Origin of the sequence: Halomonas organivorans (genome assembly GCF_014192055.1) — a bacterium.
GTDB classification, from domain to species: Bacteria; Pseudomonadota; Gammaproteobacteria; order Pseudomonadales; family Halomonadaceae; genus Halomonas; species Halomonas organivorans.
This window is the reverse complement of record NZ_JACHXM010000017.1, coordinates 23490-48307: the sequence shown is the minus strand read 5'-3', so window position 1 is coordinate 48307 and position 24818 is coordinate 23490. Positions and strand designations below refer to the sequence as shown.

Below are 24818 nucleotides of genomic sequence, written 5' to 3'. Positions count from 1 at the left end.
CGGGCGTCGTCGTGTCCGGGGGCGATCAGGCCGAGGCGAGATCGTCCCGGGTGGGCAGGGCGACGTAGCTGCCCGGGCGGGTCACGGCATGGGCGCCGCAGCGGCAGGCGAAGGCCAGCGCCGCTTCCAGGCCCGCCGTGTCGCGATGCCAGCCCGCCTCGAAGCGGCCCTCGGCCAGCGCCGCCAGCAGTCCGCCGATGAAGGCGTCACCACCCGCTGTCGTGTCGACGGGATCGACGTTCGGCGGCGCGACCGAAAGCGACAGGCCGGCGCCCAGGGCGCGCACGTCGCCGCCGCCGTCGGTGATCACCGCCAGCTTGACCCCGGCGGCCAGGCGCTCGGCCAGCCAGGCCTCCTCGGGATGGTCGCCGCGCAGGTCGTCGACCTCCTCTCGGGAGAGCTTGAGCAGGTCGGCGGTGTCGAGCAGCCGGGTGACCAGGGCGGCGTCGGCGCGGCCCTCGGCCCAGAGGTTGTGGCGCAGGTTGGCGTCGACGCTGACCACGCAGCCGGCTCGGGCGGCCATCTCGGCCATGGCCAGGGTGGTCTCGGCGATCTCGGGGTCGGTCAGGCTGTTGCTGCACAGGTGGAGGATCGCCGGCTCGGCGAACACGCCGGCCGGCAGGTGCTCCAGGCGGTAGAGCAGGTCGGCGGCGGGCGGCCGATAGAAGTCGAAGGTGCGCTCGCCGTCGGCATCCCGGGAGACGAAGGCCAGCGCCGTGCGCGCCTCGCGGGTGCGGCAAACGCCGGAGAGGTCGACGCCCTGGGCGGCCAGTGCCTCGGCGAGGAAATCGCCGAAGTGGTCGTCGCCGAGCATGCCGAGGAAGCGGCTGGGCACGCCGAGCCGCGCGCAGGCCACGGCGACGTTGGCCGGAGCGCCGCCGGCGTAGGGGGTGAAGGTCTCCGGGGTCCCGTCGGCGGCGTCCCCCAGGCGGCTGGAGAGCATGTCGACGAGGGCTTCACCGAAGGCGATAACGGGCAGCATGGTCGTGGTTCCTCATGATGGATTTAGGCCACCTCGTGGCCGCGGGCGGCCTCGAGCAGGGCGAACCAGGCCGGACGCGGCAGTTCGAGCGCGGCGTCCCGGCACAGCGTCTCGATGCGCTCGGGCTTGAGGCTGCCGATCACCGGCAGCGGCCGGCCGGGCAGGGCGCGCACCCAGGCCAGTGCCAGCCCGGCAGGGCTGACGCCGAAGGCCTCGGCCTGGGACAGCAGCAGGGAGCGCGCCGGGCCGGTCAGTACCCGGCCGCCGCCCAGCGGCGACCAGGCCATGGGGGCCTGGCCGTCGCCGATCAGGGCATCGAAGAGGCCGTCGAACAGCGGCTGCGGGTGATCCAGCGACAGCTGCAGCTGGTGGGCCGACAGGCGGCCGTGCATGGCGGCCTGCAGCCGCCGCCAGGCCTCCGGGCGGAAGTTGGAGACGCCGGCGGCGCCGAGCTTGCCGGCGGCGATGGCGTCGTCCAGGGCGCGGCCGGTGGCCTCGGCGTCCATCAGCGGGTCGGGGCGATGCAGCAGGAAGTGGTCGAGGCGCTCCACGCCCAGGCGTTCGAGGGCGTCGTCGATGGCTCGGGCCACGTAGGTCGCCGAGCTGTCGTAGTGCTTGACGGCGAACGACGAGGCGTCGCGCTCGGGCGTCACGATGTCGGCCTTGGTCACCACCTTGACTCGCGAAGCCAGGCCGGGGCGGGCGCGCAGCGCGTCGCCGAACAGCCGCTCGCCGGCGCGGTCGCCGTAGATGTCGGCGTGGTCGAACCAGTGCAGGCCCTGGTCGAGGCGCGCCTCGAGCCAGTCGGCCAGCCGCTCGGGGGCGTGCAGTGCCGGGGCTTCGTGCAGGGCCATCATGCCCAGCGCGAAGGGCGCGTCGAACACCGGCGCGGCGCTCATGCGTCGTTCGCCAGGGAGAGGGTGGTGCCCAGCAGGTGCTGGGCGCCGGGCACCAGCCACACCGGGTCGAGCCGGGTGTTGGCGGATTCGATGCACAGGAAGCGGCGGCCGGCGGCGGCCGAGGTGTCCGCCGGCCGGTCGTCGCCCGGGTTCCACACCACCGCCGAATCGCTGCCCTGCCGGGCAACGCGCAGCCGTTGGCTGCCGTCGTCCAGGGTGAGCTCGGCGTTGGTGTGGTAGATGCGGTCCAGCCCGCCGCGAACGCCGAGCTCGCCCTGCTGTTCGCGCTCGGCGAAGTCGGCGAGCTTGTCCAGGTAGCGGGCGCCGGCGAGTCCCTCGATCCGGCAGGCCCTGGCGTCGTCCACCGCCAGGTAGCTGTGCAGGGCGCCGGTGATCTTGACCGGGGTTTCGCCGACATGCTCGGTGACCAGCTCCACGTGCAGGCGCTTGGCGTTGGCCTGGATCACCGCCCGCGGCACCAGCTGGGAGTGCAGGCGCTCGAGCGGCGAGAGATGCAGCTCGACGCCCTCCTCGTGCTCGTCCACGGCATCCAGGCGCCAGTCGGCCTTGCGCGCCGGGCCGTGCATCGGACCGGAACGGTCCGGGGACTCGTCGGCGGTGTTCTCATCGGCGAACCACGGCCAGCACAGCGGGATGCCGCCGCGGATGGCGCCGGGCAGCGCCTGGGGCGTGGGCGTGACCCACAGCCAGCCGCCGGCCACCAGGGCTTCCTCGCTCTGATCCGGGCTGCGCGTTCGCGTGTCTTCGGACGCGTTAGAGAGCGGCGCATTGGATAGCGAGCCTTCAGCGGTCGCGTCTTCGGGCGACGGTGAGGCGCCTGCGGCTTGTGCATCTTCGGGCGCATTAGAAAGCGAGCCCTCAGCGCGCGCGTCTTCGGGCGCGGGTAGATAGTGAAGCACCTGGGCGCCCTGGAGCGACACCACGAGTTCGCCCCAGGCCTCGCGGGCCAGCCATACCTCGCGGCCGGCCCATTCGGCGCGGCGTTGTCCGTCGGTGGCGTCCAGCAGGGCGCGCAGAGATGCGGGAATCATTCGACCTCCTCATTGTGCAGGGCCTCGGCGGCGCCCAGCAGGCCCGTCCAGGGGGCGGTGACCACCCGGACCGGGAGCTCGGCGGTATAGGCGCTCATGCGGCCCTTGTCGGCGAAGGCCTCGCGGAAGCGGCTCTGCGGCAGCCAGTCGAGCAGCCGCGGCAGGATGCCGCCGCACAGGTAGACCCCGCCTCGGGCGCCCATGGTGAGAGCGGCATCGCCGCTGACGTCGCCGAGAATCTTCAGGAAACGCAGCAGGGTATCACGAGCCACACTGTCGTCGCCGGCCGCCTCGGTCACCTCGGCGGGCGTCGAGTAGCGCGGGTTGGTGCCCTTCAGCGAGCAGTGCGCCAGGTAGAGGTCGAGCAGCCCCTGGCCGCACAACAGCCGCTCCACCGAGATGCGGCCGTAGCGGTTGCGGAAGTGGCGCAGCAGGTTGTGCTCGCGCTCGTCGGTGGGGGCGAAGGTCACGTGGCCGCCCTCGGTGGCCAGCGGGATCCAGGCGTGGCGGCCGGGAAAGACGCCGGCCACGCCGAGACCGGTGCCGGGGCCGATCACCAGCCGCGCGGCATGGGGAATCGCCTCGCCGGGCTGAACCTCGAACAGGTCGTCATCGGCCACGTGGGGCACGCCCAGGGCCTGGGCGGTGAAGTCGTTGATCGCCTTGAACAGCGTCAGCCCCAGGGCCGCCTGGACCTCGGATCGAGAAAACGACCAGGGGTTGTTGGTCATCTTGATCCGGTCGCCGCGGATCGGGCAGGCGAATGCCAGGCAGGCCTCGCGCGGGGCGGCATCGCCCACGGCGCCGACCCGCTCCAGATAGTCGCGCACCGCTTCGACCAGGCCGGGGTAGTCGGCGCAGGGCAGGCTCAGGATGTCGTGGGGCTCGAAGGCCCCCGGCGTGACCAGGGCGAGGCGGGCGTTGGTACCGCCGATGTCGCCGATAAGGGCGGGTCGTGTCATGGCTTCGTCTCGGGTCTTCTCAGGGGCTAGCCTAGGGCTCGGCCAAGGTGGCCCGCCATGGTGCCGCCCCTCTCGATGTTTCTACCGGACAGGGCGGGTCGTGTCATGGCGGGAGTTCCTCAGGCGTCCTCGTCGTGGATCTGGCCGGCCTGGCGGGCCAGGTCGTCGGCCTCGAAGCCGCCGAACACCCCGGCGCCTTCCTCGCCGCGCATGGCCAGGTGGCGGAAGCCGCCGAACAGCTCGCGGCCCAGGCCGACGTGATAGTGATCGAGTTCGGCCACGTGTTTTTCGCGATCGGCCCAGACATGGGCGTCCACCTTGGCCTCCAGGGTGCCGGCGTTGGCGTCCAGGCGCGCGATGTCGCCGTCGCGCAGCTTGGACAGGGGGCCGCCGTCGAGCGCCTCGGGGCTCATGTGGATGGCCGCGGGGACCTTGCCGGAGGCACCGGACATGCGCCCGTCGGTGACCAGTGCCACCTTGTAGCCGCGGTCCTGCAGCACGCCGAGATAGGGCGTCAGCTTGTGCAGCTCGGGCATGCCGTTGGCCTTGGGCCCCTGGAAGCGCACCACGGCGATCACGTCGCGGTCCAGCTCGCCGGCGTCGAAGGCCGCCTTCATCTCGTTCTGGTCCTCGAAGATCCGCACCGGCGCTTCCACTACGCGGTGCTCCTCTTCCACTGCAGAGACCTTGATCACCCCGCGGCCCAGGTTGCCCTCGAGCACGGTGAGCCCGCCGGTGGCAGCGAAGGGATCCGCCACGCCGCGCAGCACGTCGGTATCGAGGCTCTCCTCGGGGCCCTCGCGCCACGTCAGCTTGCCGTCTTCCAGGAAGGGCTCCCGGGTGTAGGCGGTCATGTCGGTGCCGAACACCGTGGGGATGTCGCCGTGGATCAGGCCGGCGCCGAGCAGCTCGCGGAATAGATAGGCCATGCCGCCGGCGGCCTGGAAGTGGTTGATGTCCGCCTGGCCGTTGGGATAGACCTTCATCAGGCTGGGGGTCACCGCGGAGAGGTCGGTGAAGTCTTCCCAGGTCAGGGTGATGCCCGCCGCGGCGGCCATCGCCACCAGGTGCATGGTGTGATTGGTGGAACCGCCCGAGGCCAACAGGCCGACCACGGCGTTGACGATGGCGCGCTCGTCGATCTGCTTGTAGAAGGGGCGATAGTCACCGCCGGGTTCGGTGTTACGGACCGCCTGCTCGGTGGCGAAGCGTGTCAGCGCCTCGCGCATCTCGGTGCCCGGGTTGACGAAGGAGGTACCCGGCAGGTGCAGCCCCATCATCTCCATCATCAGCTGGTTGGAGTTGGCGGTGCCGTAGAAGGTGCAGGTGCCGGGGCTGTGATAGGACTCGGATTCCGCCTCGAGCAGGTCCTCGCGGCTCGCCTTGCCTTCGGCGAACAGCTGGCGGATGCGGGCCTTCTCCTTGTTGGGCAGGCCGCTGGGCATGGGGCCTGCGGGCACGAACATGGCCGGCAGGTGGCCGAAGCGTGCCGCGGCAATGAACAGCCCCGGCACGATCTTGTCGCATACGCCCAGGTAGAGGGCGGCGTCGAACATGTTGTGGGATAGCCCCACGGCGGTGGCCATGGCGATCACGTCGCGGGAGAACAGCGACAGCTCCATGCCCGGCTGGCCCTGGGTGACGCCGTCGCACATGGCGGGCACGCCGCCGGCGAACTGGGCGGTGGAGCCCATGGCGCGGGCGGCGTCCTTGATGGTCTCGGGGAAGGTTTCCAGCGGCTGGTGCGCCGAGAGCATGTCGTTGTAGGCCGAGATGATGCCCAGGTTGGCCGCATTCATCAGCTTCAGCGAATCCTTGTCCTGGGTGCCGCAGGCGGCGAAGCCGTGGGCCAGGTTGCCGCAGGACAGCTCGGCGCGGTGAACGCCGCGCTTGTGCTGGTCGGCCATGCGCTGCTCGTAGAGCGCGCGGCGTTCGGCGCTGCGCTCGCGGATGCGCTGGGTGACCTGCTGGACGGTGGCGTTGAGTGGCGTGGAAGCTTGAGCCATGGGGCACCTCGGCATGGGAAACGAATGATTTCGTAAGTTTAACAAAAATAGCGGCGAAAAGTCGGAATGGGTAGGGCTATACGGCTATAGTTGTAATTAATTTACCTTGAATCGGGCTGGATGCCGGCCGTCGGGCGGGCGGCGTCGTGGCCCGGTGCACGGTCCGGGGCCGGCGGGTGTCGACGCCATGCTGGCGGGGGCGGCGTTAACCCCGACCGTCTACTAGGGCACAATGTAGGTCTTGCGCCGGCCTGTTGTCAGCCGGCCCCCGTCGGGAGTCCCCATGAGTCGACTGTGTCTCGTCGAGCTACCCGCTGTCGCCGAGGTGCCGGCGTCGGCCTGGAACGCCCTGGTGGGCGACGATCATCCTTTCCTGCGACACGAGTTCCTGCATGCCCTGGAAGCCAGCGGCGCGGTAAGTGCCGATACCGGCTGGACGCCGCGTCACCTGACCCTGTGGCGCGGCGATACCCTGGTCGGTCTGCTGCCCCATTATCACAAGCAGCATTCCTTCGGCGAATACGTTTTCGACTGGGCCTGGGCCGATGCCTGGGAGCGGGCCGGGGGGCGCTACTATCCCAAGGGGCTCAGCGCCATCCCTTTCACGCCGGCGCCGGGGCCTCGGCTGGCACTGGCCGCGGACGTCGATCCCCTCGACGCGCGCCGCTGTCTGGCCGAGGGCTGGGAAAACGCGGCGCTGTCGAGCTGGCACCTGCTGTTCGCCGAGGAGGGCGAGGTCGCCGCCTGGCGCGAGGCCCGGCCCGACCTGATTCCCCGCGCCGGGGTGCAGTTCCAGTGGCAGGATCATGGCTTCGGCGACTTCGACGGCTTCCTGGCCGCCCTGACCTCCAAGCGGCGCAAGGCCATCCGCCGCGAGCGCCGTCGAGTCGCCGAGCAGGGCTTGACCCTGCACCGCCTGGAGGGCGAAGCGATCGGCGAGGCCGACCTGGCGCATTTCTATCGCTGCTATCAGATCACCTACCTGGAACGCGGGCGGCAGGGCTATCTCAACGAGGCCTTCTTCGCTCGTCTGCGTCACCACCTGCCCGAGGCGCTGGTGCTCGTCCAGGCGCGAATGGAAGGGCGGCCGGTGGCCGCGGCGCTGTGCCTGCAGGGCTGCCATACCCTCTATGGCCGCTACTGGGGCAGCGAGATCGAGGCCGACGGCCTGCACTTCGAGACCTGCTACTACCAGGGCATCGAGCACTGTCTGGCCCGCGGCCTGCAGCGCTTCGATCCCGGCACCCAGGGCGAGCACAAGCTGGCGCGAGGTTTTGCGCCCCGCCGGCTGACCTCGCTTCACCATATCGCCGACCCGCGCCTGCGCGCCGGGGTAGCGCGCTTCTGCGACGAGGAGGCCGAGCACGTCGCGGCCTATATCGAGGCCGCCGGAGAGGCCCTGCCGTTTCGCGTTTGTCGGTGAGCGTCAGGGGCTTTCGTGGATGAGGCGGTCGGGGGAAGATGGCATACTACGCCTTCGAATTCCCTGGTGACGGATCCTCTTCATGCTCAAGTGGCTGGCCATCGTGCTCATCGCCCTCCAGGCGCTGTTGCAGTATCGCCTGTGGCTAGGCGAGGGCGGACTGCGCGAGCTGGCCGAAGTGCGCCAGCGGGTGGATCGCCTGGAAGCCGAGAATGCGCCGCTGCGGGCGCGCAATGACCGTCTCGCCGCCGAGGTGGTCGATCTCAAGAACGGCCTGGATGCCATCGAGGAGCGGGCACGCAGCGACATCGGCATGGTGCGCCGCGACGAGCAGTTCTTCTGGGTGCCGGATGCCGGCCCGGGCGAGGGAGGGGCGCCTTGAGCGAGCGACTCTGGCTGGTGGTGCCGGCCGCGGGACGCGGACGCCGCATGAGGGCGGCCGTTCCCAAGCAGTACCTGTCGCTGGCCGGCCGCACGGTGTTGGCATGCACCCTGGCGCGCCTGCATGCCGCCTTTCCGGCAGCAAGGCTGTGTCTGTGCCTGGATCCCGACGATGCGCATTTCGACCCGGCCGAGGTGCCCTTCGCCGACTGGCGGCGAGTGCCCGGCGGGAGCGAACGCGCCGATTCGGTGGCCAACGCCCTGGCCGCCATCGCCGGGGAGGCCCAAGAGGGCGACCCGATACTGGTCCACGACGTGGCCCGGCCCTGCGTACGGGTCGACGACCTGCGCCGGCTGGTGGCGACGGTCGCCGCAGATCCGGTGGGGGGCCTGCTGGCCGTACCGGTGGCCGACACCATGAAGCGTGACGACGGTGCCGGGCGCGTGTCTGGCACCGAACCCCGAGACGGCCTATGGCATGCCCTGACGCCTCAGGGCTTCGCCTTCGGACTGCTGCGTCGCGCCCTGCATGATGCCGCCGAACGTGGCGTGTCGGTCACCGACGAGGCCTCGGCGGTGGAGGCCCTCGGTCTCTCGCCGTGCCTGGTGGCCGGCCGCCGCGACAACCTCAAGATCACCCATCCCGAGGATCTGGCGCTGGCCGAGGCGATCCTCGCCGCCCAGGGGATGCACGATCACCACGCAGACAGGAACGATAGCGCATGATGCGAATCGGCCACGGCTTCGATGTCCATCGCTTCGGCGAGGGCGACCACCTGAGGATTGGCGGCGTCGCCATTCCCTTCGACCGCGGGTTCATCGCCCATTCCGACGGCGATGTGCTGCTCCACGCGATCTGCGATGCCCTGCTCGGTGCCTGCGCGCTGGGCGATATCGGCCGCCATTTTCCCGACACCGATCCGGCCTGGGCCGGAGCCGACAGCCGCGAGCTGCTGCGCCGGGTAGTCGCGCAGGTGCACGAGGCGGGCTTTCGGGTCGGCAATCTGGACGCCACCGTGATGGCCCAGGCGCCGAAGCTCGCCCCCCACGTCGAGGCGATGGCCGAGGCCATCGCCGCCGATCTGGCGGTCGCGCGCGGTGCGGTGAACGTCAAGGCCACCACCACCGAGCGCCTGGGCTTCACCGGCCGCGGCGAGGGCATCGCCGCCGAAGCGGTCGCCCTGCTCGTCGGGGAGGGTGCCGATGAGTGAACGCAAGGAGGCGACGATCGCCTGGCCGCCCCGCTGGCCGCGGGTACTGGACGCGCGTTTTGGCGCGCCACTTTCCGGCGGCTATCGGGCCACGCCCGAGGATTTCCGGGTCGAGGAATATCTGGGGTTCGAACCCGAGGGACAGGGCGAGCACCTGTGGCTGTGGCTGGAAAAACGCGATCTGACCACCGCCATGGTCGCTCGTCGATTGGCCAAGGCCTGCGAGGTGACGCCGAGGGACGTCGGCTACGCCGGGATGAAGGATCGCCACGCGGTGACCCGTCAGTGGTTCTCGGTGCACCTGCCCGGCCGCGAGGCGCCGGGCGACCTGGATGCCCGGCTGGCGGAGCTGCCGCTGACGCTGCTCGAGGTGACCCGACATCCCCGCAAGCTCAAGCGCGGCGTGCACGCCGCCAATCGTTTTCGGTTGCGCCTCACCGGCGAGGCCCTGGATGACCCGGGGCTCGCCGAACGCTGGGATTGGCTATGCCATCATGGGGTGGCCAACTACTTCGGACCCCAGCGTTTCGGCCCCGACGGGCGCAACCTGCATCGCGCGGCCAGCCTGCTGGCGCGCGGCTGGCGCAAGCGTGACGACCGCGACGGCATGCTGCTCTCCGCAGCGCGCAGCTATCTGTTCAACGAGCTGCTGGCGGCGCGCATCGCCGACAACAGTTGGAACGTGCCGCTTTCGGGGGAGGCGGTGGTGCTCGACGGCTCGGCGAGTCGCTTCGTCGCCGAGGCCATCGATGCGTCGCTGCTCGAGCGCGCCGAGCGGCTGGACCTGCACCCCAGCGGCGTGCTCTGGGGGCAGGGCGAGTCGATAGCCCGGGACGCGGCGCTGGCCCATGAGCAGGCTCTGCGTGAGGCCCATCCCGGGCTGTGCACGGGGCTCGAGAGGGCCGGCGTGAAGATGGCGCGACGGCCGCTGCGCCTGCGCCTGGCGGCGCCGCGCCTCGAGCCCGGCGAGGGCGAGGCCTGGCTGTCCTTCACGCTGCCTCGAGGGGCCTTCGCCACCGCGGTGCTGCGCGAGCTGATCGCCCATCCGACACTGAATTTCCACCCCTCCGCCGAGGGTGCCGACAGAGGAGGCGTGGATGCGTCGACTGTTGCTATCCAACGATGACGGGGTACATGCCCCGGGCCTGCGTGCCCTGCATGACGCCCTGGCTCCCCATGCGCGGCTGCGCGTGGTGGCCCCCGACCGCGACAAGAGCGGGGCCAGCAATTCCCTGACCCTGTCACGTCCCCTGGCGCTGTCGACGCTGGACAACGGCTTCTACAGCGTCGACGGCACCCCGGCGGACTGCGTCTACCTGGGCGTCAACGGCGTCTGGGAGGAGCGGCCCGACCTGGTGATCTCGGGGATCAATCATGGCGGTAACCTGGGCGACGACGTCCTCTATTCGGGGACCGTGGCCGCCGCCATGGAAGGGCGCAACCTGGGCATGACCGCCATCGCCATGTCGCTGGTGGGGCACCGGCACTTCGACACCGCGGGGCGAGTGGCGGCGAGCCTGGTCGGGGTCGCCGACCGGCTCTCGCTGCCGCCGCGCAGCCTGCTCAACGTCAACGTGCCGGACCTGCCCTGGGACGAGATCCGCGGCCTGCGCGTGACCCGGCTGGGGTATCGCGGACCGGCGGCCGAGCCGCTGGAGGTTCGCGATCCGCGCGGGCGAAAGCGTTACTGGATCGCCGCCGTGGGCGAGAACGCCGATGATGGCCCGGATACCGACTTTGCCGCCGTCGAGGCGGGCTACGTGTCCATCACGCCGCTGCAGACCGACCTGACCCGGCATGCCGCGCGCGACGACGTGCAGGAATGGTTGGATGCGCTCACCTGACTCCCGACACAGCCTGCGCCCCGGCCTGATGCAAGGCATCGGCATGACGTCGCAGCGAACTCGCGATCGCATGGCCGACCGACTGGCTCGCCAGGGCATCGCCGATCGCCGGGTGCTGGAGGTGATGGCCAGCGAGCCGCGGCATCTGTTTCTCGACGAGGCGCTGGCGCATCGCGCCTATGAGGATACTTCGCTGCCCATTGGCCACGGCCAGACGCTGTCCCAGCCATGGATCGTGGCGCGCATGACCGAACTGGTCCTCGAGGAGGCCCCCGGGCGAGTGCTGGAGATCGGCACCGGATCCGGCTACCAGACCCTGGTGCTCGCGCGACTGGTGACGGAACTCTGGTCGGTGGAGCGAATCAATGCCCTGCATCGCCGCGCCGGGGAGCGGCTACGACTGCTCGCCGTGCACAACGCACGGTTGCGCCTGGCCGATGGGGGGCACGGCTGGCCTGAGGCGGCGCCCTTCGAGGTCATCCTGCTGACGGCCTGTGCCAGCGCATTGCCCGAGCCGCTGCTCGCTCAACTGGCGGATGGCGGGGTGCTGATCGCCCCCTTGGCATCCCGCGATGGCGAACAGTGGCTGGTACGGGTGCGTCGACAGGGCGACCGGTTCGAGAAGCAGCGCCTCGAGCGCGTGCGTTTCGTGCCGCTGCTGGAAGGCGTCATCCGTTGATGATTAACCCGGCAAGCTTTCATGTCGGGTTAATCGCGGCACTGGGGCGTGCCGCTTCCGGCCGGCAGGCCGGTGCGAGCCCGCGCCACGCCAGCCGATCCACGTATCTGCGCCAGAGTGGCGCGGACGACAACCGAATCGATCAGGATGATCGATTCGGTTGCCAGATGAATAGAAAAGTGGGAGTGAGTTCTTGAAGCGTCAAATTGGCCTCTTGCTCAGGGGCGCCGGCATGGGGGCCGCGGATGCGGTGCCCGGTGTTTCCGGGGGCACCATCGCCTTCGTCACCGGCATCTATGAGGAGCTGCTCTACACCATCCGCCGCTTTGGCCCCAGCGCCATCGTGGCCTGGCGCCAGGACGGCGTGGCCGGGCTGGTCGCCCACCTCAACCTGGCCTTCCTGGTGCCGCTACTGGCGGGTATCGCCGCCAGCCTCATCAGCGTGGCACATCTGGTGGTGTGGCTGATGGAAGCACAGCCGCTGCTGCTCGACGGCTTCTTCTTCGGCCTGGTGGCAGCCTCGGCGCTGGTGGTCGGCCGGCATCCCGCCGACTGGCGTTTCTGGCACCTGTTGCCGTTGCTCGTCGGCCTGCTGCTGGCCCAGGCCCTGCCGGCACTGATGCCCTGGCTCGGCCAGCTCGGCAGTCCTGCACTGGTGCTGGTGGTGGCGGGTGCCATCGCCATCAGCGCGCTGCTGTTGCCCGGTGTGTCGGGTAGCTTCCTGCTGCTGACCATGGGGCTTTATGGCAAGGTGATGGCAGCGATCCGTAGCTTCGACCTGGAGGTGCTCTTGCTGTTCGGCGGTGGTTGCCTGATCGGGCTGTTCGCCTTCTCGCGGCTGCTGTGCTGGTTGCTCGAACGCTTTCACACCGCCACCCTGCAACTTCTGGTGGGGTTCATCCTTGGCTCACTGCCGGTGCTGTGGCCCTGGCGGGAACTGGTCCGCTATCAGCTCGGGCCGGACGGACAGATGATCCCCCTCGATTTTCGCTATCTGACCCCCTCGGGGTTTACCCAGGTCACCGGGGATCCCGCACAGCTGCCCGTCGTGGTGGCACTGATGCTGGCCGGTGCCGCCCTGGTATGGGGCATCGGCAGAGCCCATCGCGGTGGCGACGCTTTAGCCCGTGATGGCCGACAAAAGGACAAGGAGGAAGGTTCCGATGCATAAGGTATTGCTGATTTCCGGGTTGGCCCTGACCCTGGCGGGATGTGCCGCCTCCCAGCAGGCGCCCCAGCCGGTGCGAGTCCAGGACCTGTCGGCCAGCCGTGCTGCGGATCGGCCGGCCAGCTACACCGTCGAGCCTGGAGACACCCTGTACGGCATCGCCTGGCGCCATGACATGGATTACCGCGACCTGGCGCGACTCAATCAAATCGAGCCGCCCTATCGCATCCAGCCGGGGCAGCAGCTGTCGCTGGGCGGTAGTGCCGCCGCCAGCGGCGGTGGTGCCGGCGAGTCCGGCGAGGCGGTAACCGCGGCGGCGGCGTCCGCTGGAGGTGCCGTGGCCACCGGCCTCGGTGGCGGGACCCAGGACGACGGTTCGCTGGACTGGCTGCTGCCCGATGGCAGCACCGAACGCAGCGGCGTGAGCGCCGATAACGGGAATGCGTCCTCCCAGGCGTCGGCCGAGGGCCAGGAGGGGAGCGGCACCGAGGGGCCGGGGCCGGTCTATGATGCCGACAGTCCAGGGGCGGATGGCAATCTCAGCGAGCGTGACCTGGCCGAACGGAGCGAGCGCGAGGCTCAGGCGCAAGCCGAGACCCAGTCGCAGGCCGAGGCCCAGTCACAGTCGCAAGAGGCCGAGGAGCGTCAGGTCGCCGACAGCGGGGCTCAGGCCGGAGCCGAGAGCGACGCTCAGGCCGATGCCGGTACCCAGGTGGCCGGTGAGCCGGCCGCCGAGAGCCGCGAGTCGCGCCGCTATACGCCGGTGGATGACGTGCCCTGGCAGTGGCCCGTCAACGGTGAAGTGGTCGGCGATTTCGGTGAAGGCGGGAGCATCACCGCCGGCATTGATATCGACGGACAAAAGGGGCAACCTGTCAAGGCGGCCGGACCGGGCATCGTGGTTTATGCGGGGAGTGGCGTACGTGGCTACGGCAACCTCATCCTGCTCAAGCACAATGACCAGTTCCTCAGTGCCTACGCCCACAACGACACCCTCAGGGTGAAGGAAAACGATGTGGTCGAGGCCGGCGAGGTGATCGCCACCATGGGCGACAGCGACGCCGAGGACGTCAGGCTGCACTTCGAGGTGCGCAAGGACGGCCAGCCTCAGGACCCGCTTGAGTATCTCCCCAAGCGTTGAAGGGAAGGGTCACGGAGTCGCTCGTTTCAGCAGCACAAAAATTTACAATGATAACCTCTGACATCGATCGTTTCGGGCATGACTTGATGCCCATGGCAACCACGGGGTGACAATCGATGAGCATGCTTGAACGGGACCTGCAGGACGTGGACCTGGAATCAGCCTCCGAAACCAGCGAGCAGGAGGTCGAGGTCGAGACCGCCGCGGCCGAAGATGCGGATAGTGACGAGGCCTTCGAGAAGGCGCTGAGCCGTGAGGATCGTCACTATCACCACAGCCTGGACGCGACCCAGATCTACCTCAACGAGATCGGCTTCTCGCCGCTGCTGACCCCGGAGGAAGAGGTTCACTTCGGGCGTCTCGCTCGCAAGGGCGATCCCGCCGGCCGGTCGCGGATGATCGAGTCCAACCTGCGCCTGGTGGTCAAGATCGCGCGCCGCTACCTCAACCGCGGACTGACCCTGCTCGACCTGATCGAGGAGGGCAACCTGGGCCTGATCCGCGCGGTGGAGAAGTTCGATCCGGAGCGCGGCTTCCGCTTCTCCACTTATGCCACCTGGTGGATTCGTCAGACCATCGAGCGGGCGCTGATGAACCAGACCCGCACGATTCGGCTGCCCATCCATGTGGTCAAGGAGCTCAACATCTACCTGCGGGCGGCCCGCGAGCTGACCCAGAAGCTCGACCACGAGGCCACCGCGGAAGAGATCGCCGACTATCTCGACAAGCCGGTGGAGACCGTCAAGAAGATGATGGGGCTCAACGAACGGGTCTCGTCGGTCGACTATCCAGTGGGCACCGAGAGCGACAAGCCGCTGATCGAGACGCTGACCGACGACAACGACCTGGGCCCCGAGTCGACCCTGGTGGACGGCGACGTCAAGCAGCACGTCGACGACTGGCTGGCCGAACTCACCGACAAGCAGTGCGAGGTGGTGGTGCGCCGCTTCGGCCTGCGTGGCCATGAGGCCTCGACCCTCGAGCAGGTCGGCGAGGAGATCGGCCTGACCCGCGAGCGGGTCCGCCAGATCCAGGTGGAAGCGTTGAAGAAGCTCAGGCGCATGCTCGACAAGCAGGGGCTGGATCTGGACGCCATCTTCGAGTGATCACCGCCCTGAATCTCGACAGAAAGCCAGGACCCTGTCCTGGCTTTCTGCGTTATGAAACCTGGATGGTGCAATAATCTGTCTGATGCGATTTCGCTGGTTGAAAAAGCTGTAAAATAAATATATTTCGGCTTTTTTTGCCATGAAAATGGCGATCAATTGAAAAATAATAGGGCTTTTGCCTTTTCTGGAGTCTTGCCCATGGCCCGACCGCTGCGCGCCGACATCGACCTGGACGCCCTGCGCCACAACTATCGCCTGGCTCGTGACCTGGCGCCTGGCAGCCAGGCGGTAGCAGTGCTCAAGGCGGATGCCTACGGTCACGGCCTGGTGGCCTGCGCCCGGGCGCTTGAGGGACAGGCACCGGCCTTCGCCGTGGCCTGCATCGAGGAGGCCGAGGCCCTGCGCGAGGGCGGCATCGCCGCCCCCGTCGTGCTGCTGGAGGGGATTTTCGAGGCCGCCGAGCTCGAGCGCGTCGAGGCCCTGGGACTGTGGATGGCGGTACACAGCGAGTGGCAGCTGGATGCGCTGATGGCCTATCGTCCGGCACGGCCGATCCCGGTATGGCTCAAGGTCGATTCCGGCATGCATCGGCTGGGCTTTGCGCCGGAGCGGGTCGAGACTGCCTGGCGGCGCCTGGTGGACGCGCCGGACCATGCCTGCGATCTGCACCTGATGAGCCACTTCGCCACCGCCGATGCTCTCGACGACGGCTATTTCCGCCGCCAGGCGACGCTGCTCGCCGAGCTCGCCGAGCGGCTGGGCGCGCCCACCTGCCTGGCCAATTCCCCGGCGACCCTGGCTCGCCCTGAAAGCCACGGCGCCTGGAATCGTCCCGGGGTGATGCTCTACGGCAGTGATCCACTGGAGCATGCCAATGACGCCAGCCGATGCCTCGAGCCGGTGATGACCCTGCGCTCGGCGATCATCGCCGTGCGCGAGCTGGCAGAGGGCGAGCCCGTGGGCTATGGCGGTCGCTGGACGACCCCGCGGCCGTCGCGTATCGGCGTGGTGGCCTGCGGCTACGGCGACGGCTACGACCGGCATGCCGTCGACGGCACCCCGGTGCTGGTCGAGGGACGGCGCACGGCCATCGCCGGCAAGGTATCGATGGACATGCTGACCGTGGACCTCACCGACATCCCCGAAGCGGATATCGGCAGCGAGGTGGTGCTGTGGGGCCGGGCGGGCAACGGCGAGGTGCTGTCGGTGGACGAGGTGGCTCGCCATTGCGACACCATCAGCTATACGCTGCTCACCGGGGTGCTGCCGCGGGTGCCGAGACGCTATCATGGTGGCTGAATCCGAGTAAGAGTGCCCCATGTCCAAGGACGAGACCCCGACCTCCTTCGCCCACCCCCGCTACTGGCCGACCTGGCTGTCCATCGGTGCCATGCGCGTCGCCGCCTGGCTGCCCTGGCGGCTCAAGCTGTGGGTGGGGCGGGCCATCGGCCTCACCGTCTGGCGATTCGCCAAGCGGCGGCGACACATCACCGAGACCAACCTGCGGCTGTGTTTCCCGGAACTCGATGAGGCCCAGCATGCCCGGCTGGTCCGCGAGACCTTCATCGCCAACGGGATCGGCATCCTGGAGACGGCCACCGGCTGGTGCCGGGATCCCGAGCACCTGCGCCACCGCGTGACTTTCAAGGGTCAGGAGCACATGGCACGCGCTCAGGCCCAGGGCAAGGGCGCGCTGATCATCGGTATCCACTTCTCGACCCTGGACCTCGGCGGGGCGCTGCATTCGCTGTTCTTTCCCGCCGACGTGGTCTATCGGCCCCACGACAATCCGCTGTTCGAGCGCTTCATGACCCGCGCCCGGTCGCGCATCTTCGGCCGTGCCATCGACCGCCATGACCTGCGGGGCGTGGTGCGCAGGATCAAGGACGGCCACAACGTCTGGTACTCCCCTGACCAGGACTTCGGCCGCGACGCCAGCGTCTTCGCGCCCTTCTTCGGCGTCGAGGCGGCGACCATCAAGCTCACCGCCAAGATAGCCCGCATGACCGGGGCCCCGGTCATGCCGCTGATCTTCCACCGCAATCCTGATGATCGCACCTATACCCTGGAGTACCTGCCGCCGCTGGAGGGCTTTCCCACCGGTGACGACGTGGCCGATGCCACCCAGGTCAACGCCGTCATCGAGGCTGCCATTCGCCGCCACCCCGAGCAGTACCTGTGGCTGCACCGCCGCTTCAAGACTCGCCCCAAGGGCGAGCCCAAGCTCTACTGAGCGGCCTCGCCATCGGGCGGCAGTTCGCCGGGTAGCGCCAGGCGATGCCGCCCCCGGGTCAGCCGGTCGCTGACGAAGGCCCGATCCATCGGATGGCATGAGAGTCGGTCGAGCCGTTCCACGACGCGCTCGGCCATGGCCTGCAGGGCGCTCAGCGCGTCGCCCTGCGTCTCGAGCGACAGCGCCTTCAAGGCCTTGAGCAGCCCCAGCAGCACGCTCTGGTCGTCGCCGCCGTAGTGCAGCAGGGGCACGAACAGCCGGTGCAGCAGGCTGTCGAAGCGCTCCAGCGGCCAGGTCACCCGCAGCCGTTCTTCCGCATCGAGCAGGGCGTTGGCCGGCTGCCAGGCCAGGTGATGTCGCAGCAGATCGGTCAGGCGGTGCAGGCACAGCCGTGCGGTGCCCGGATCGTTGATGCCCGGCGACAGGGCCTTGATCGCTACCTCCATCAGCTGCGTCATGCCGTGGACGTAGTGCTCGCTCACCGACTCGCCGTCCAGGCGCACCAGGCACTCGTGCAGCGCTTCCTCCCAGGCCGCGTCGGGTGGCTCGTCGGCTTCCAGGATCGCCAGCGGGGCACCTTGGGCCAGATAGTCGCCAAAGCGAAAGCTCAGGTGCAGCCGACCGTCCTGGCGCCTTGCCAGGAGGGCCAGGGCGGCGAGGTCGGCGCCCTGGACATAGCCCTCCTGGCCCATCGCGATCTCGTGGCAGGGCGTGTGCGGCCGCGGTCGCTCGTCCAGGAAGCGCCAGCTCTCGCCTCGCTGTCGTGCCTGCTGGCGATGCATGGCCGCGAGCGTGGCGTCGTGCAGGCCGCCGATTACCGCGTCGATCTGCACCGACTGCGAGGCGCCATGGATGAAATAGACGAACAGCCCCAGGCAGTGCACGACCAGCAGGCAGGCCAGATAGACGGCGGGAGCCATCCAGCCCCGGGCATCGTCCGGGGCCATCAGCAGCAGGAGCAGCAGCAGGATGGTGCCGAGATAGTGGCCCAGCACCCACTGGTGGCGACGCTCGCCGATCAGTCCGAACACCAGCTTGTGGGAGAAGTTGCCGCCGGCCTGGGAGAGGATCGACATGACCATCGAGAAGCTGAACACCATCAGCGAGATCATCCCGCCGAGCAGCGCGATCAGCAGTCCGCGGGCGCCGTCGGGCAGCGGTGGAATCCAGGCCTCGAGGCCGTCGGGGAAGCCGGCGTCGCGGGTGGTGCTTACCAGGATCAGCAGGCCCAGCAGGCCGTAGCTCGCCGCGGCGAGAGTCGGCAGGTAGGCGATGCTGTTGGCGAAGCGCCGGAACAGCTGAACGGGGTGCAGCAGAAGCGTCGGCGACATGCCCGGTCCTCGGGTGGCCAGCAGGAAAGCGGTCGCGGCGACGCGCTCCGCCATGTCCTCTTATGGAGGCTGCGGCCGTCGCTGTCTAGCGCCGGGGCCAACGCAACAACCCCACGACCGCGAGATCGTGGGGTTGTCTTCCAGCTTCAAGCTTCAGCCCGCGCAGCGGGCGTTCTTATGGCTCCGGCGAAGCCGGTCAGGCGTCGATGCGCTTGTATTTCATGCGATGCGGGGTATCGTCGCCCACGCGCTTCCGGTGATCCGCCTCGTAATCGGTGTAGTTGCCCTCGAAGAACTCCACGTGGGAATCCCCCTCGAAGGCGAGGATATGCGTGGCGATGCGGTCGAGGAACCAGCGGTCGTGGGAGATCACCAGGGCACAGCCGGGGAAGGCCAGCAGGGCCTCCTCGAGGGCGCGCAGGGTCTCGATGTCCAGGTCGTTGGACGGTTCGTCGAGCAGCAGCACGTTGGCGCCCTGCTTGAGGGTCTGGGCCAGCTGCAGGCGACCGCGCTCGCCGCCGGACAGGTCCGACAGGCGCTTCTGCTGGTCGTTGCCCTTGAAGTTGAAGCGGCCCACGTAGGCCCGCGAGGACACTTCATAGCCGTTGATGTTGAGGATGTCCTGGCCGTCGGAGACCGCTTCCCACACCGTCTGCTTGTTGTCCAGGGCATCGCGCAGCTGTTCCACGTAGGCGATGTCGACGGTCTCGCCCCTGACGACCTCGCCGGTGTCCGGCTGTTCGGTGCCGTTGATCAGCTTGAACAGGGTCGACTTGCCGGCGCCGTTGCCGCCGACGATGCCGACGATGGCGCCGGGCGGAATCGCGAAGTCCAGGTTCTCGTAGAGCAGCTTGTCATCGAAGGCCTTGGACACGCCGTGGAACTCGACGACCTTGTCACCCAGGCGCGGACCGGGCGGAATGTAGATCTCGTTGGTCTCGTTGCGCTTCTGGAAGTCGCCGGACTGCATCTCCTCGAAGCGGTTGAGGCGCGCCTTGCTCTTGGCCTGGCGCCCCTTGGCGTTGGAGCGCACCCACTCGAGCTCGTGCTTGATGGCCTTCTGGCGCGAGGCCTCCTGCTTGGCCTCCCGTTCCAGGCGCTGCTCCTTGGCTTCGAGCCACTGGGAGTAGTTGCCCTCGAAGGGGATGCCTTCGCCGCGGTCCAGCTCGAGGATCCAGCCGGCCACGTTGTCGAGGAAGTAGCGGTCGTGGGTGATCGCCACCACGGTGCCGCTGTAGTCGTGCAGGAAGCGCTCCAGCCAGGCCACGGACTCGGCGTCCAGGTGGTTGGTCGGCTCGTCCAGCAGCAGCATGTCGGGGCTCGAGAGCAGCAGGCGGCACAGCGCCACGCGCCGCCGCTCGCCCCCGGACAGGTTGCCTACCCGGGCTTCCCAGGGCGGCAGGCGCAGGGCCTCGGCGGCCACTTCGAGCTTGCGCTCGAGGTTGTGGGCGTCGGCGGCCTCGATGATGTTCTCGAGCCGCGCCTGCTCGGCGGCCAGGGCGTCGAAGTCGGCGTCGGGCTCGGCGTAGGCGGCATAGACGCCGTCGAGTTTCTCCTGGGCCTCCTTGATGGCGCCAAGGGCCTCTTCCACGGTCTCGCGAACGTTCTTCTCGTCGTCGAGCTGCGGCTCCTGGGGCAGGTAGCCGACGTTGATGCCCGGCATCGGGCGGGCCTCGCCCTCGAATTCGGTATCGACGCCGGCCATGATGCGCAGCAGCGTCGACTTGCCGGCGCCGTTGAGGCCCAGCACGCCGATCTTGGCGCCCGGGAAGAAGGACAGCGAGATGTCCTTGAGAATCTGCTTCTTGGGGGGCACGACCTTGCCCACCCGATTCATGGTGTAGACGTATTGCGCCATGGAATCTCACTAAGGTTGTAAAGAACGGATTGAGAATGCGCTGGCCCATGATGATAGAGCCCGGGCGGAGGAATGGCCAGGGCCGGCCACGCACCTCGAATCTCGATTCTCACTCCTCCTCGTCGATCCCCCAGTCGTCCTCGATGGCGCGTTTCAGGCGGCGCTCCTCGAGCAGGGTCTCCAGGCGTCGTCGAGCGCGCAGCTGTTCGGTGCGGCTGGCCGGGCGGGCGCGGCGATAATCGTGGTCGTTGACGGCCTCGTCCTGATCGTCGTCGTAGAAGTCGTCGTCGAGGGTTTCTTCGTGATGGGCATTCTGGCGCATGCGAGGTCCTCCCATGGCCGTGCCGCTCGGGGAGCGGCAGAAGCGGATCCGACACCCCGCATCGAGCGGGGCCCCAGGATGCCCTTGACGGGCACCTGACGGCTATATAAGGGGAGATGCGGCCAAGCGCAAGAGGAGAAGGCAAGAAATATCATGACGCCTTGCCGTGCTGGCTGAAGCCGGGATCCGAGGCGTCACGCCATTGGCCGTCGACGCCCGCCCGAAGGCGCCGACGTGAGAGATTCAGGAAAGGCCGTGCTCGGCCTTGAGTCGCTCGAGCTCCTGCTGGGCCTCGACGCGTTCGGTGACGTCCTTCTGCACGCCGATGAAGTAGGTGAGGGCGTCGTTCTCGTCGAAGACGGGAGTGATCGACAGCTCGTTGTAGAAGAGCGTGCCGTCCTTCTTGTAGTTACGCAGCACCTCGCGGCACGGGCGGCCCTCGGCGAGCGCCTTGCGAATCGTGGCGAGGGCCGGTTGATCGCGGTCCTCGTTCTGCAGGAAGCGGCAGTCGCGGTAGAGGATCTCGTCGGCGCTGTAGCCGGTCAGTCGCTCGAAGCCTTGATTGACGTAGATCAGGATATTCTCGTCGCCCTCCTGCTCGGCGACGACGATACCGTCCTCGGAGGCATCGACCATTCGTTCCAGCAGGTCCGGGCTGATCAGGGGCGGGCGTTTCATCGAGGCATTCCTGTCGCGAGAGCGTGATGGACGGCGCGGCCAGGCGCCGCCCCTTTGTAAAATATCATGGCCAGCCGGGACCGGGATTTCAACGTCGGAGCCACTCATTCGACCTCCGGCAACCGCGTGGCGCTGGCCGCGGCGGCCAGCGCGGTGACGCCCAGCGCCAGCAGCAGGGCGCCGCTGCCGAGCCACTGGGCCAGGGCGCCGACCAGCCCGCCGACGATCAGCATCAGCACACCGGTCAGGGTGTTGGAGAGCGCCACGTAGAGGGCGCGGTCCTCGGCGCCGGCCAGGTCGACGACATAGGTCTTGCGTCCCAGCCGGGCCCCGGCGTGGACGATCACCAGCAGCGCGTAGAGCAGGGCATAGGGCCAGACGCTCGCCGTCCAGGCGCCGGGCAGCCAGGCCAGCAGCGCGCCGGCGGCGCAGCATACGGCGGTGCCCAGGGCGGCGAGGCGCATCACCCGGCGACTCGAGTCGTCGGCGCGCTTTCCCCACACGGGGCTCGCCACCATGCCGGCGATGCCGGAGACGATCACCAGCACGCCCAGGTCGCCGAGCTCGGCGCCGCTCTGGCGCTGGCCGAGCAGGGCCACGTAGGGTAGCGCCAGGGCGCTCGACAGCAGCAGTGCGCGGGACAGGTTGAAGTGGCGGAAGGTGCGGTCCTTGCGCAGCAGGCGCAGGCCCTCGCGCAGCGTCGAGGCGATGCTGTCGCCGCCTTCCGAGGCGCCGGGCACCTCGCGGATACGCGCGGCGCACAGCGCATTCACGGCCCAGCCCAGGGCAGCTACCGCGAGCAGCGCGGCCAGGGCGAGCTCGCCGGGACGGTCGCTGAAGGCCATCAGCACCACGCCGGCGACCAGGGTGGCGGCGCCCGCCAGGCTGCCGCTCCAGCCCATCAGGGTACCGCGGCGCTGCTTGGCGATGGTCTTGCCGAGCACGTCCTTGGTGGCGATCGACGACAGGCCTCGGGCCAGCGACAGCGCCACCAGCACGGCGAGCACCAGGGCGCCGCCGAGCCCGCCGTGGCCGAACAGCGCCAGCAGCGCGAGGGCCGCCGCGGCCAGCGCCTGGAGGATGCCGCCGGCCACCCACACCCCCTTGCGCTTTGGGCGGCCGCGGATGAATCCGGCCACGAACACCTGGGGCAGCAAGGCGCCGGCCTCGCGGATCGGTACCAGCATCCCAACCATCCACACCGGGGCGCCGATCGCCCCGAGCAGCCAGGGCAGCACCAGCCGGGCGCTGGCCAGCTCGTCGGCCAGCTTGTTGCCGAGCGAGGCCGCCAGGTGCAGGAAGAAGTTGCGCGGCTGCTCCTGGCAGGCCTCGTCGGGGATGTCCTTGCACATCCGGCTGTCCTCGTCGCCGGTCAGCCGCTCGAAGAGGCGGGTCTGGCTGATCTCGGGGGCGGCCATGGGAGCTCCTCGCTGGTAGGATGAAGCGCTTATTGTTGCGACAGGAAGGGCATCGTGTCACGTATTCGCATTCACTACTGTACCCAGTGCCAATGGCTGCTGCGCAGTGCCTGGTATGCACAGGAACTGCTGTCGACCTTCGGTGAGGACCTCGAGGAGGTGGCCCTGGTGCCGTCCCACGGCGGCTACTTCGAGGTCTTCTTCGGCGACGTGAGCCTCTGGGAGCGCAAGCGAGACGGCGGCTTCCCCGACGTCAAGACGCTCAAGCAGAAGGTCCGCGACCGCCTCGATCCCGAGCGGGACCTGGGCCATATCGATCGATAATCTGGCGGCTGCGGGCTGCGGGCTGCGGGCTGCGGGCTGCGGGCTGCGGGCTGCGGGCTGCGGGCTGCGGGCTGCGGGCTGCGGGCTGCGGGCTGCGGGCTATTGGAAGCGGCTACGGGCTACGGGCTGCGGGCTGCGGGCTATTGGAAGCGGCTACGGGCTGCGGGGCTGCGGGCTGCGGGCTGCGGGCTGCGGGCGGCAGGTTATGGAGAATAGACGGGAGACGTCATGACAACGGATCGTCGCGCCATGCTCTACGGGCTGGGCGCCGTCGCGCTCTGGTCCACGGTGGCCACTGCCTTCAAGGTGGCGCTCGAGCGAATGGCCCCGCTGGAGCTGATGTGGATTGCCGCGCTGGTCTCCTGGGCGGTGATCGGCGTGCTGGTGGTGCGCCGCGGGCTGCTCGGCGAGGCGCTCAAGCGAGGCTGGCGCACTGCGGCATGGGCCGGGCTGATGAACCCGGTGGCCTACTATCTGGTGCTGTTTGCCGCCTATGACCGTTTGCCGGGCCAGGAGGCGATGGCGCTCAACTACACCTGGGCATTGGCCATGGCGCTGCTGGCGGTGCCGATTCTCGGCCAGCGCCTCACTCTCATGGACATCCTGGCGGGCCTGGTGGCCTACGGCGGGGTCTGGGTGATCGCCACCCGCGGCCAGGTACTCGACGTGGCCTTCGCCGATCCGCTGGGCGTCGGGCTGGCGCTGGTGTCCACGCTGATCTGGGCGCTGTACTGGTTGCTCAACGTGCGCGACCGTCGCTCGCCGCTGGTCGCCCAGTGGCAGAACTTCAGCGTCGGGGTGCCGGTGCTGACCCTGTTGCTGCTGTTGGGACCGGGCCTGGAGTGGCACGGCGTCACCGGGCTCGCCGCCGGCGTCTACGTGGGGCTGTTCGAGATGGGCATCGCCTTCGTGCTCTGGCAGCTGGCGGTGGGGACGGTGTCGCGCACCGCCAAGGTCTCCAACCTGATCTTCCTGTCGCCGCCGGTGTCGTTGATGCTGCTGTACCTGGTCGTCGGCGAGCCGATCCTGCCCTCGACCCTGGTCGGGCTGGTGCTGATCCTCGGCGGGCTGGCCCTGCAGCAGTGGCAGAAGGCCCCGGCGACGCCGGACGAGGCTTAATTCCCCCGCGCGGCCAGCGCCACGCCTTGCTGTTCCAGCAGCGGTGCCAGCGCCGGCCAGACGTTGTCGAGCAGCGCAGGCTGGGCCGCCGCCGTGGGGTGGATGCCGTCGTCCTGCATCAGCGATTCATCGAGCGCCACGCCTTTCAACAGGAAGGGCACCAGGGCCACCTCATAGCGCTCGGCGAGATCGTCATAGACACCGGTGAAGGCGTCGCGGTAGGCCGGCCCGTAGTTGGGCGGAATATCGATGCCGAGCAGCAGCACCTGGGCGCCAGCGGCCTGGCTCTCCTCGATCATGCCCGCCAGGTTGGCGCGTAGCTGACCGGGCGGCAGCCCGCGCAGGCCGTCGTTGCCGCCCAGTTCGAGCAGCACGATCTCCGGGGCGTGCTGTCGAAGCAGCTCGGGCAGCCTGGCCGCGCCGCCACCGCTGGTCTCGCCGCTGATACTGGCGTTGATGACCTCGGCCTTTCCCTCCAGGCGCTCGGCCAGCAGACTGACCCAGCCGGCGTCTCGCTCGATGCCATAGGCGGCGCTCAGGCTGTCGCCCATCACCAGCAGCCGCGGGCGCTGGTCGGCCATCGCCGGCGCGGCCATCAGCACCAGTAGCGCCCAGAGCAGGCACCATGCCAGGGTGTCATGAGCTCGACCAACAGGGATGCGCTTTTTCATGACCGAC

The 24818-nt window shown here is 68.9% G+C and carries 25 protein-coding genes; 14 read left to right on the top strand and 11 right to left on the bottom strand.

The genetic code is table 11. The annotated features are described in order from the left end of the window. Positions 1-25: 25 nt before the first annotated feature. From FHR96_RS14890 to edd, 5 genes are all read right to left on the bottom strand, one after another. Positions 26-982, bottom strand: a complete 957-nt coding sequence (locus FHR96_RS14890) for a carbohydrate kinase family protein (RefSeq protein WP_183388482.1) — start codon at positions 980-982, stop codon at positions 26-28. A gap of 23 nt (positions 983-1005) precedes the next feature. Then, positions 1006-1881 (bottom strand): aldo/keto reductase, encoded by an 876-nt coding sequence (locus FHR96_RS14885; RefSeq protein ID WP_183388481.1) that lies wholly within the window; start codon positions 1879-1881, stop codon positions 1006-1008. Beyond that, the gene (locus tag FHR96_RS14880; RefSeq protein ID WP_183388480.1) at positions 1878-2933 is read right to left on the bottom strand and encodes an aldose epimerase family protein; all 1056 of its coding nucleotides are present in this window, start codon (positions 2931-2933) and stop codon (positions 1878-1880) included. The genes FHR96_RS14885 and FHR96_RS14880 overlap by 4 nt, the downstream gene beginning before the upstream one ends. Further along, positions 2930-3895 (bottom strand): glucokinase, encoded by a 966-nt coding sequence (glk, locus tag FHR96_RS14875; RefSeq protein WP_183388479.1) that lies wholly within the window; start codon positions 3893-3895, stop codon positions 2930-2932. The genes FHR96_RS14880 and glk overlap by 4 nt, the downstream gene beginning before the upstream one ends. 119 nt (positions 3896-4014) lie before the next feature. After that, on the bottom strand, positions 4015-5901 hold the full coding sequence (edd, locus tag FHR96_RS14870; protein ID WP_183388478.1) for a phosphogluconate dehydratase: 1887 nt from the start codon (positions 5899-5901) through the stop codon (positions 4015-4017). 283 nt (positions 5902-6184) lie between these two features. Here edd and FHR96_RS14865 point away from each other — a divergent pair, with 283 nt between their 5' ends. The 12 genes from FHR96_RS14865 (at position 6185) to lpxL (ending at position 17090) form a co-directional block, all read left to right on the top strand. Further along, a complete protein-coding gene (locus FHR96_RS14865; protein WP_183388477.1) occupies positions 6185-7324 on the top strand; it encodes a GNAT family N-acetyltransferase in 1140 nt (379 codons plus the stop codon). 82 nt (positions 7325-7406) lie between these two features. Further along, on the top strand, positions 7407-7706 hold the full coding sequence (gene ftsB / locus FHR96_RS14860; protein ID WP_183388476.1) for a cell division protein FtsB: 300 nt from the start codon (positions 7407-7409) through the stop codon (positions 7704-7706). Next, positions 7703-8431 carry a 2-C-methyl-D-erythritol 4-phosphate cytidylyltransferase gene (gene ispD / locus FHR96_RS14855; RefSeq protein WP_183388475.1) on the top strand — a complete coding sequence of 243 codons (729 nt, stop codon included), beginning with the start codon at positions 7703-7705 and terminating at the stop codon, positions 8429-8431. The genes ftsB and ispD overlap by 4 nt, the downstream gene beginning before the upstream one ends. Then, complete coding sequence (ispF, locus tag FHR96_RS14850) at positions 8431-8916, top strand: 2-C-methyl-D-erythritol 2,4-cyclodiphosphate synthase (protein WP_281378408.1); 486 nt, start codon at positions 8431-8433, stop codon at positions 8914-8916. The genes ispD and ispF overlap by 1 nt, the downstream gene beginning before the upstream one ends. Beyond that, positions 8909-10042, top strand: a complete 1134-nt coding sequence (gene truD / locus FHR96_RS14845) for a tRNA pseudouridine(13) synthase TruD (protein ID WP_183388473.1) — start codon at positions 8909-8911, stop codon at positions 10040-10042. The genes ispF and truD overlap by 8 nt, the downstream gene beginning before the upstream one ends. Further along, on the top strand, positions 10014-10760 hold the full coding sequence (surE, locus tag FHR96_RS14840) for a 5'/3'-nucleotidase SurE (protein WP_183388472.1): 747 nt from the start codon (positions 10014-10016) through the stop codon (positions 10758-10760). The genes truD and surE overlap by 29 nt, the downstream gene beginning before the upstream one ends. After that, entirely contained in the window at positions 10747-11439 is a 693-nt protein-coding gene (locus FHR96_RS14835) for a protein-L-isoaspartate(D-aspartate) O-methyltransferase (protein WP_183388471.1), read from the top strand. Before surE ends, FHR96_RS14835 begins: the two co-directional genes overlap by 14 nt. A 193-nt stretch (positions 11440-11632) precedes the next feature. Beyond that, complete coding sequence (locus tag FHR96_RS14830) at positions 11633-12610, top strand: DUF368 domain-containing protein (protein WP_246392982.1); 978 nt, start codon at positions 11633-11635, stop codon at positions 12608-12610. After that, positions 12603-13748, top strand: coding sequence for a peptidoglycan DD-metalloendopeptidase family protein (locus FHR96_RS14825; protein WP_183388470.1), 1146 nt, complete (start codon positions 12603-12605; stop codon positions 13746-13748). Before FHR96_RS14830 ends, FHR96_RS14825 begins: the two co-directional genes overlap by 8 nt. Before the next feature lie 116 nt (positions 13749-13864). After that, positions 13865-14854, top strand: coding sequence for an RNA polymerase sigma factor RpoS (gene rpoS, locus FHR96_RS14820; protein ID WP_183388469.1), 990 nt, complete (start codon positions 13865-13867; stop codon positions 14852-14854). A 201-nt stretch (positions 14855-15055) separates the two neighbouring features. After that, positions 15056-16156, top strand: coding sequence for an alanine racemase (gene alr, locus FHR96_RS14815; RefSeq protein ID WP_183388468.1), 1101 nt, complete (start codon positions 15056-15058; stop codon positions 16154-16156). Positions 16157-16175: 19 nt separating this feature from the next. Next, a complete protein-coding gene (gene lpxL / locus FHR96_RS14810; RefSeq protein ID WP_183388467.1) occupies positions 16176-17090 on the top strand; it encodes an LpxL/LpxP family Kdo(2)-lipid IV(A) lauroyl/palmitoleoyl acyltransferase in 915 nt (304 codons plus the stop codon). Here lpxL and FHR96_RS14805 read toward each other — a convergent pair. The 5 genes from FHR96_RS14805 to FHR96_RS14785 form a co-directional block, all read right to left on the bottom strand. Then, positions 17084-18421, bottom strand: a complete 1338-nt coding sequence (locus FHR96_RS14805) for a DUF2254 domain-containing protein (RefSeq protein WP_183388466.1) — start codon at positions 18419-18421, stop codon at positions 17084-17086. The genes lpxL and FHR96_RS14805 overlap by 7 nt on opposite strands. A gap of 196 nt (positions 18422-18617) precedes the next feature. Then, positions 18618-20279, bottom strand: coding sequence for an energy-dependent translational throttle protein EttA (ettA, locus tag FHR96_RS14800; RefSeq protein WP_183388465.1), 1662 nt, complete (start codon positions 20277-20279; stop codon positions 18618-18620). A 109-nt stretch (positions 20280-20388) separates the two neighbouring features. Beyond that, positions 20389-20601, bottom strand: coding sequence for a PA3496 family putative envelope integrity protein (locus tag FHR96_RS14795; RefSeq protein WP_183388464.1), 213 nt, complete (start codon positions 20599-20601; stop codon positions 20389-20391). A gap of 243 nt (positions 20602-20844) precedes the next feature. Beyond that, positions 20845-21279 carry a PAS domain S-box protein gene (locus FHR96_RS14790; RefSeq protein WP_183388463.1) on the bottom strand — a complete coding sequence of 145 codons (435 nt, stop codon included), beginning with the start codon at positions 21277-21279 and terminating at the stop codon, positions 20845-20847. Positions 21280-21383: 104 nt separating this feature from the next. Next, positions 21384-22697 (bottom strand): MFS transporter, encoded by a 1314-nt coding sequence (locus FHR96_RS14785; RefSeq protein ID WP_183388462.1) that lies wholly within the window; start codon positions 22695-22697, stop codon positions 21384-21386. Positions 22698-22751: 54 nt separating this feature from the next. Here FHR96_RS14785 and FHR96_RS14780 point away from each other — a divergent pair, with 54 nt between their 5' ends. Both FHR96_RS14780 and FHR96_RS14775 read left to right on the top strand, forming a co-directional pair. Continuing rightward, positions 22752-23021: a SelT/SelW/SelH family protein gene (locus tag FHR96_RS14780; RefSeq protein ID WP_183388461.1), complete on the top strand. Its 270-nt coding sequence runs from the start codon at positions 22752-22754 to the stop codon at positions 23019-23021. A gap of 228 nt (positions 23022-23249) precedes the next feature. Continuing rightward, complete coding sequence (locus FHR96_RS14775) at positions 23250-24140, top strand: DMT family transporter (protein WP_183388460.1); 891 nt, start codon at positions 23250-23252, stop codon at positions 24138-24140. On the opposite strand, the gene FHR96_RS14770 is transcribed toward FHR96_RS14775, so the two are convergent. Continuing rightward, a complete protein-coding gene (locus FHR96_RS14770) occupies positions 24137-24811 on the bottom strand; it encodes an arylesterase (RefSeq protein ID WP_183388459.1) in 675 nt (224 codons plus the stop codon). The genes FHR96_RS14775 and FHR96_RS14770 overlap by 4 nt on opposite strands. Positions 24812-24818 lie beyond the last annotated feature (7 nt).

Coding starts and splice junctions, on each gene's coding strand:
- FHR96_RS14890 (WP_183388482.1), bottom strand. CDS start 982: ATGCTGCCCGTTATCGCCTTCGGTGAAGCCCTCGTCGACATGCTCTCC.
- FHR96_RS14885 (WP_183388481.1), bottom strand. CDS start 1,881: ATGAGCGCCGCGCCGGTGTTCGACGCGCCCTTCGCGCTGGGCATGATG.
- FHR96_RS14880 (WP_183388480.1), bottom strand. CDS start 2,933: ATGATTCCCGCATCTCTGCGCGCCCTGCTGGACGCCACCGACGGACAA.
- glk (WP_183388479.1), bottom strand. CDS start 3,895: ATGACACGACCCGCCCTTATCGGCGACATCGGCGGTACCAACGCCCGC.
- edd (WP_183388478.1), bottom strand. CDS start 5,901: ATGGCTCAAGCTTCCACGCCACTCAACGCCACCGTCCAGCAGGTCACC.
- FHR96_RS14865 (WP_183388477.1), top strand. CDS start 6,185: ATGAGTCGACTGTGTCTCGTCGAGCTACCCGCTGTCGCCGAGGTGCCG.
- ftsB (WP_183388476.1), top strand. CDS start 7,407: ATGCTCAAGTGGCTGGCCATCGTGCTCATCGCCCTCCAGGCGCTGTTG.
- ispF (WP_281378408.1), top strand. CDS start 8,431: ATGCGAATCGGCCACGGCTTCGATGTCCATCGCTTCGGCGAGGGCGAC.
- truD (WP_183388473.1), top strand. CDS start 8,909: ATGAGTGAACGCAAGGAGGCGACGATCGCCTGGCCGCCCCGCTGGCCG.
- surE (WP_183388472.1), top strand. CDS start 10,014: ATGCGTCGACTGTTGCTATCCAACGATGACGGGGTACATGCCCCGGGC.
- FHR96_RS14835 (WP_183388471.1), top strand. CDS start 10,747: ATGCGCTCACCTGACTCCCGACACAGCCTGCGCCCCGGCCTGATGCAA.
- FHR96_RS14825 (WP_183388470.1), top strand. CDS start 12,603: ATGCATAAGGTATTGCTGATTTCCGGGTTGGCCCTGACCCTGGCGGGA.
- rpoS (WP_183388469.1), top strand. CDS start 13,865: ATGAGCATGCTTGAACGGGACCTGCAGGACGTGGACCTGGAATCAGCC.
- alr (WP_183388468.1), top strand. CDS start 15,056: ATGGCCCGACCGCTGCGCGCCGACATCGACCTGGACGCCCTGCGCCAC.
- lpxL (WP_183388467.1), top strand. CDS start 16,176: ATGTCCAAGGACGAGACCCCGACCTCCTTCGCCCACCCCCGCTACTGG.
- FHR96_RS14805 (WP_183388466.1), bottom strand. CDS start 18,421: ATGTCGCCGACGCTTCTGCTGCACCCCGTTCAGCTGTTCCGGCGCTTC.
- ettA (WP_183388465.1), bottom strand. CDS start 20,279: ATGGCGCAATACGTCTACACCATGAATCGGGTGGGCAAGGTCGTGCCC.
- FHR96_RS14795 (WP_183388464.1), bottom strand. CDS start 20,601: ATGCGCCAGAATGCCCATCACGAAGAAACCCTCGACGACGACTTCTAC.
- FHR96_RS14790 (WP_183388463.1), bottom strand. CDS start 21,279: ATGAAACGCCCGCCCCTGATCAGCCCGGACCTGCTGGAACGAATGGTC.
- FHR96_RS14785 (WP_183388462.1), bottom strand. CDS start 22,697: ATGGCCGCCCCCGAGATCAGCCAGACCCGCCTCTTCGAGCGGCTGACC.
- FHR96_RS14775 (WP_183388460.1), top strand. CDS start 23,250: ATGACAACGGATCGTCGCGCCATGCTCTACGGGCTGGGCGCCGTCGCG.
- FHR96_RS14770 (WP_183388459.1), bottom strand. CDS start 24,811: ATGAAAAAGCGCATCCCTGTTGGTCGAGCTCATGACACCCTGGCATGG.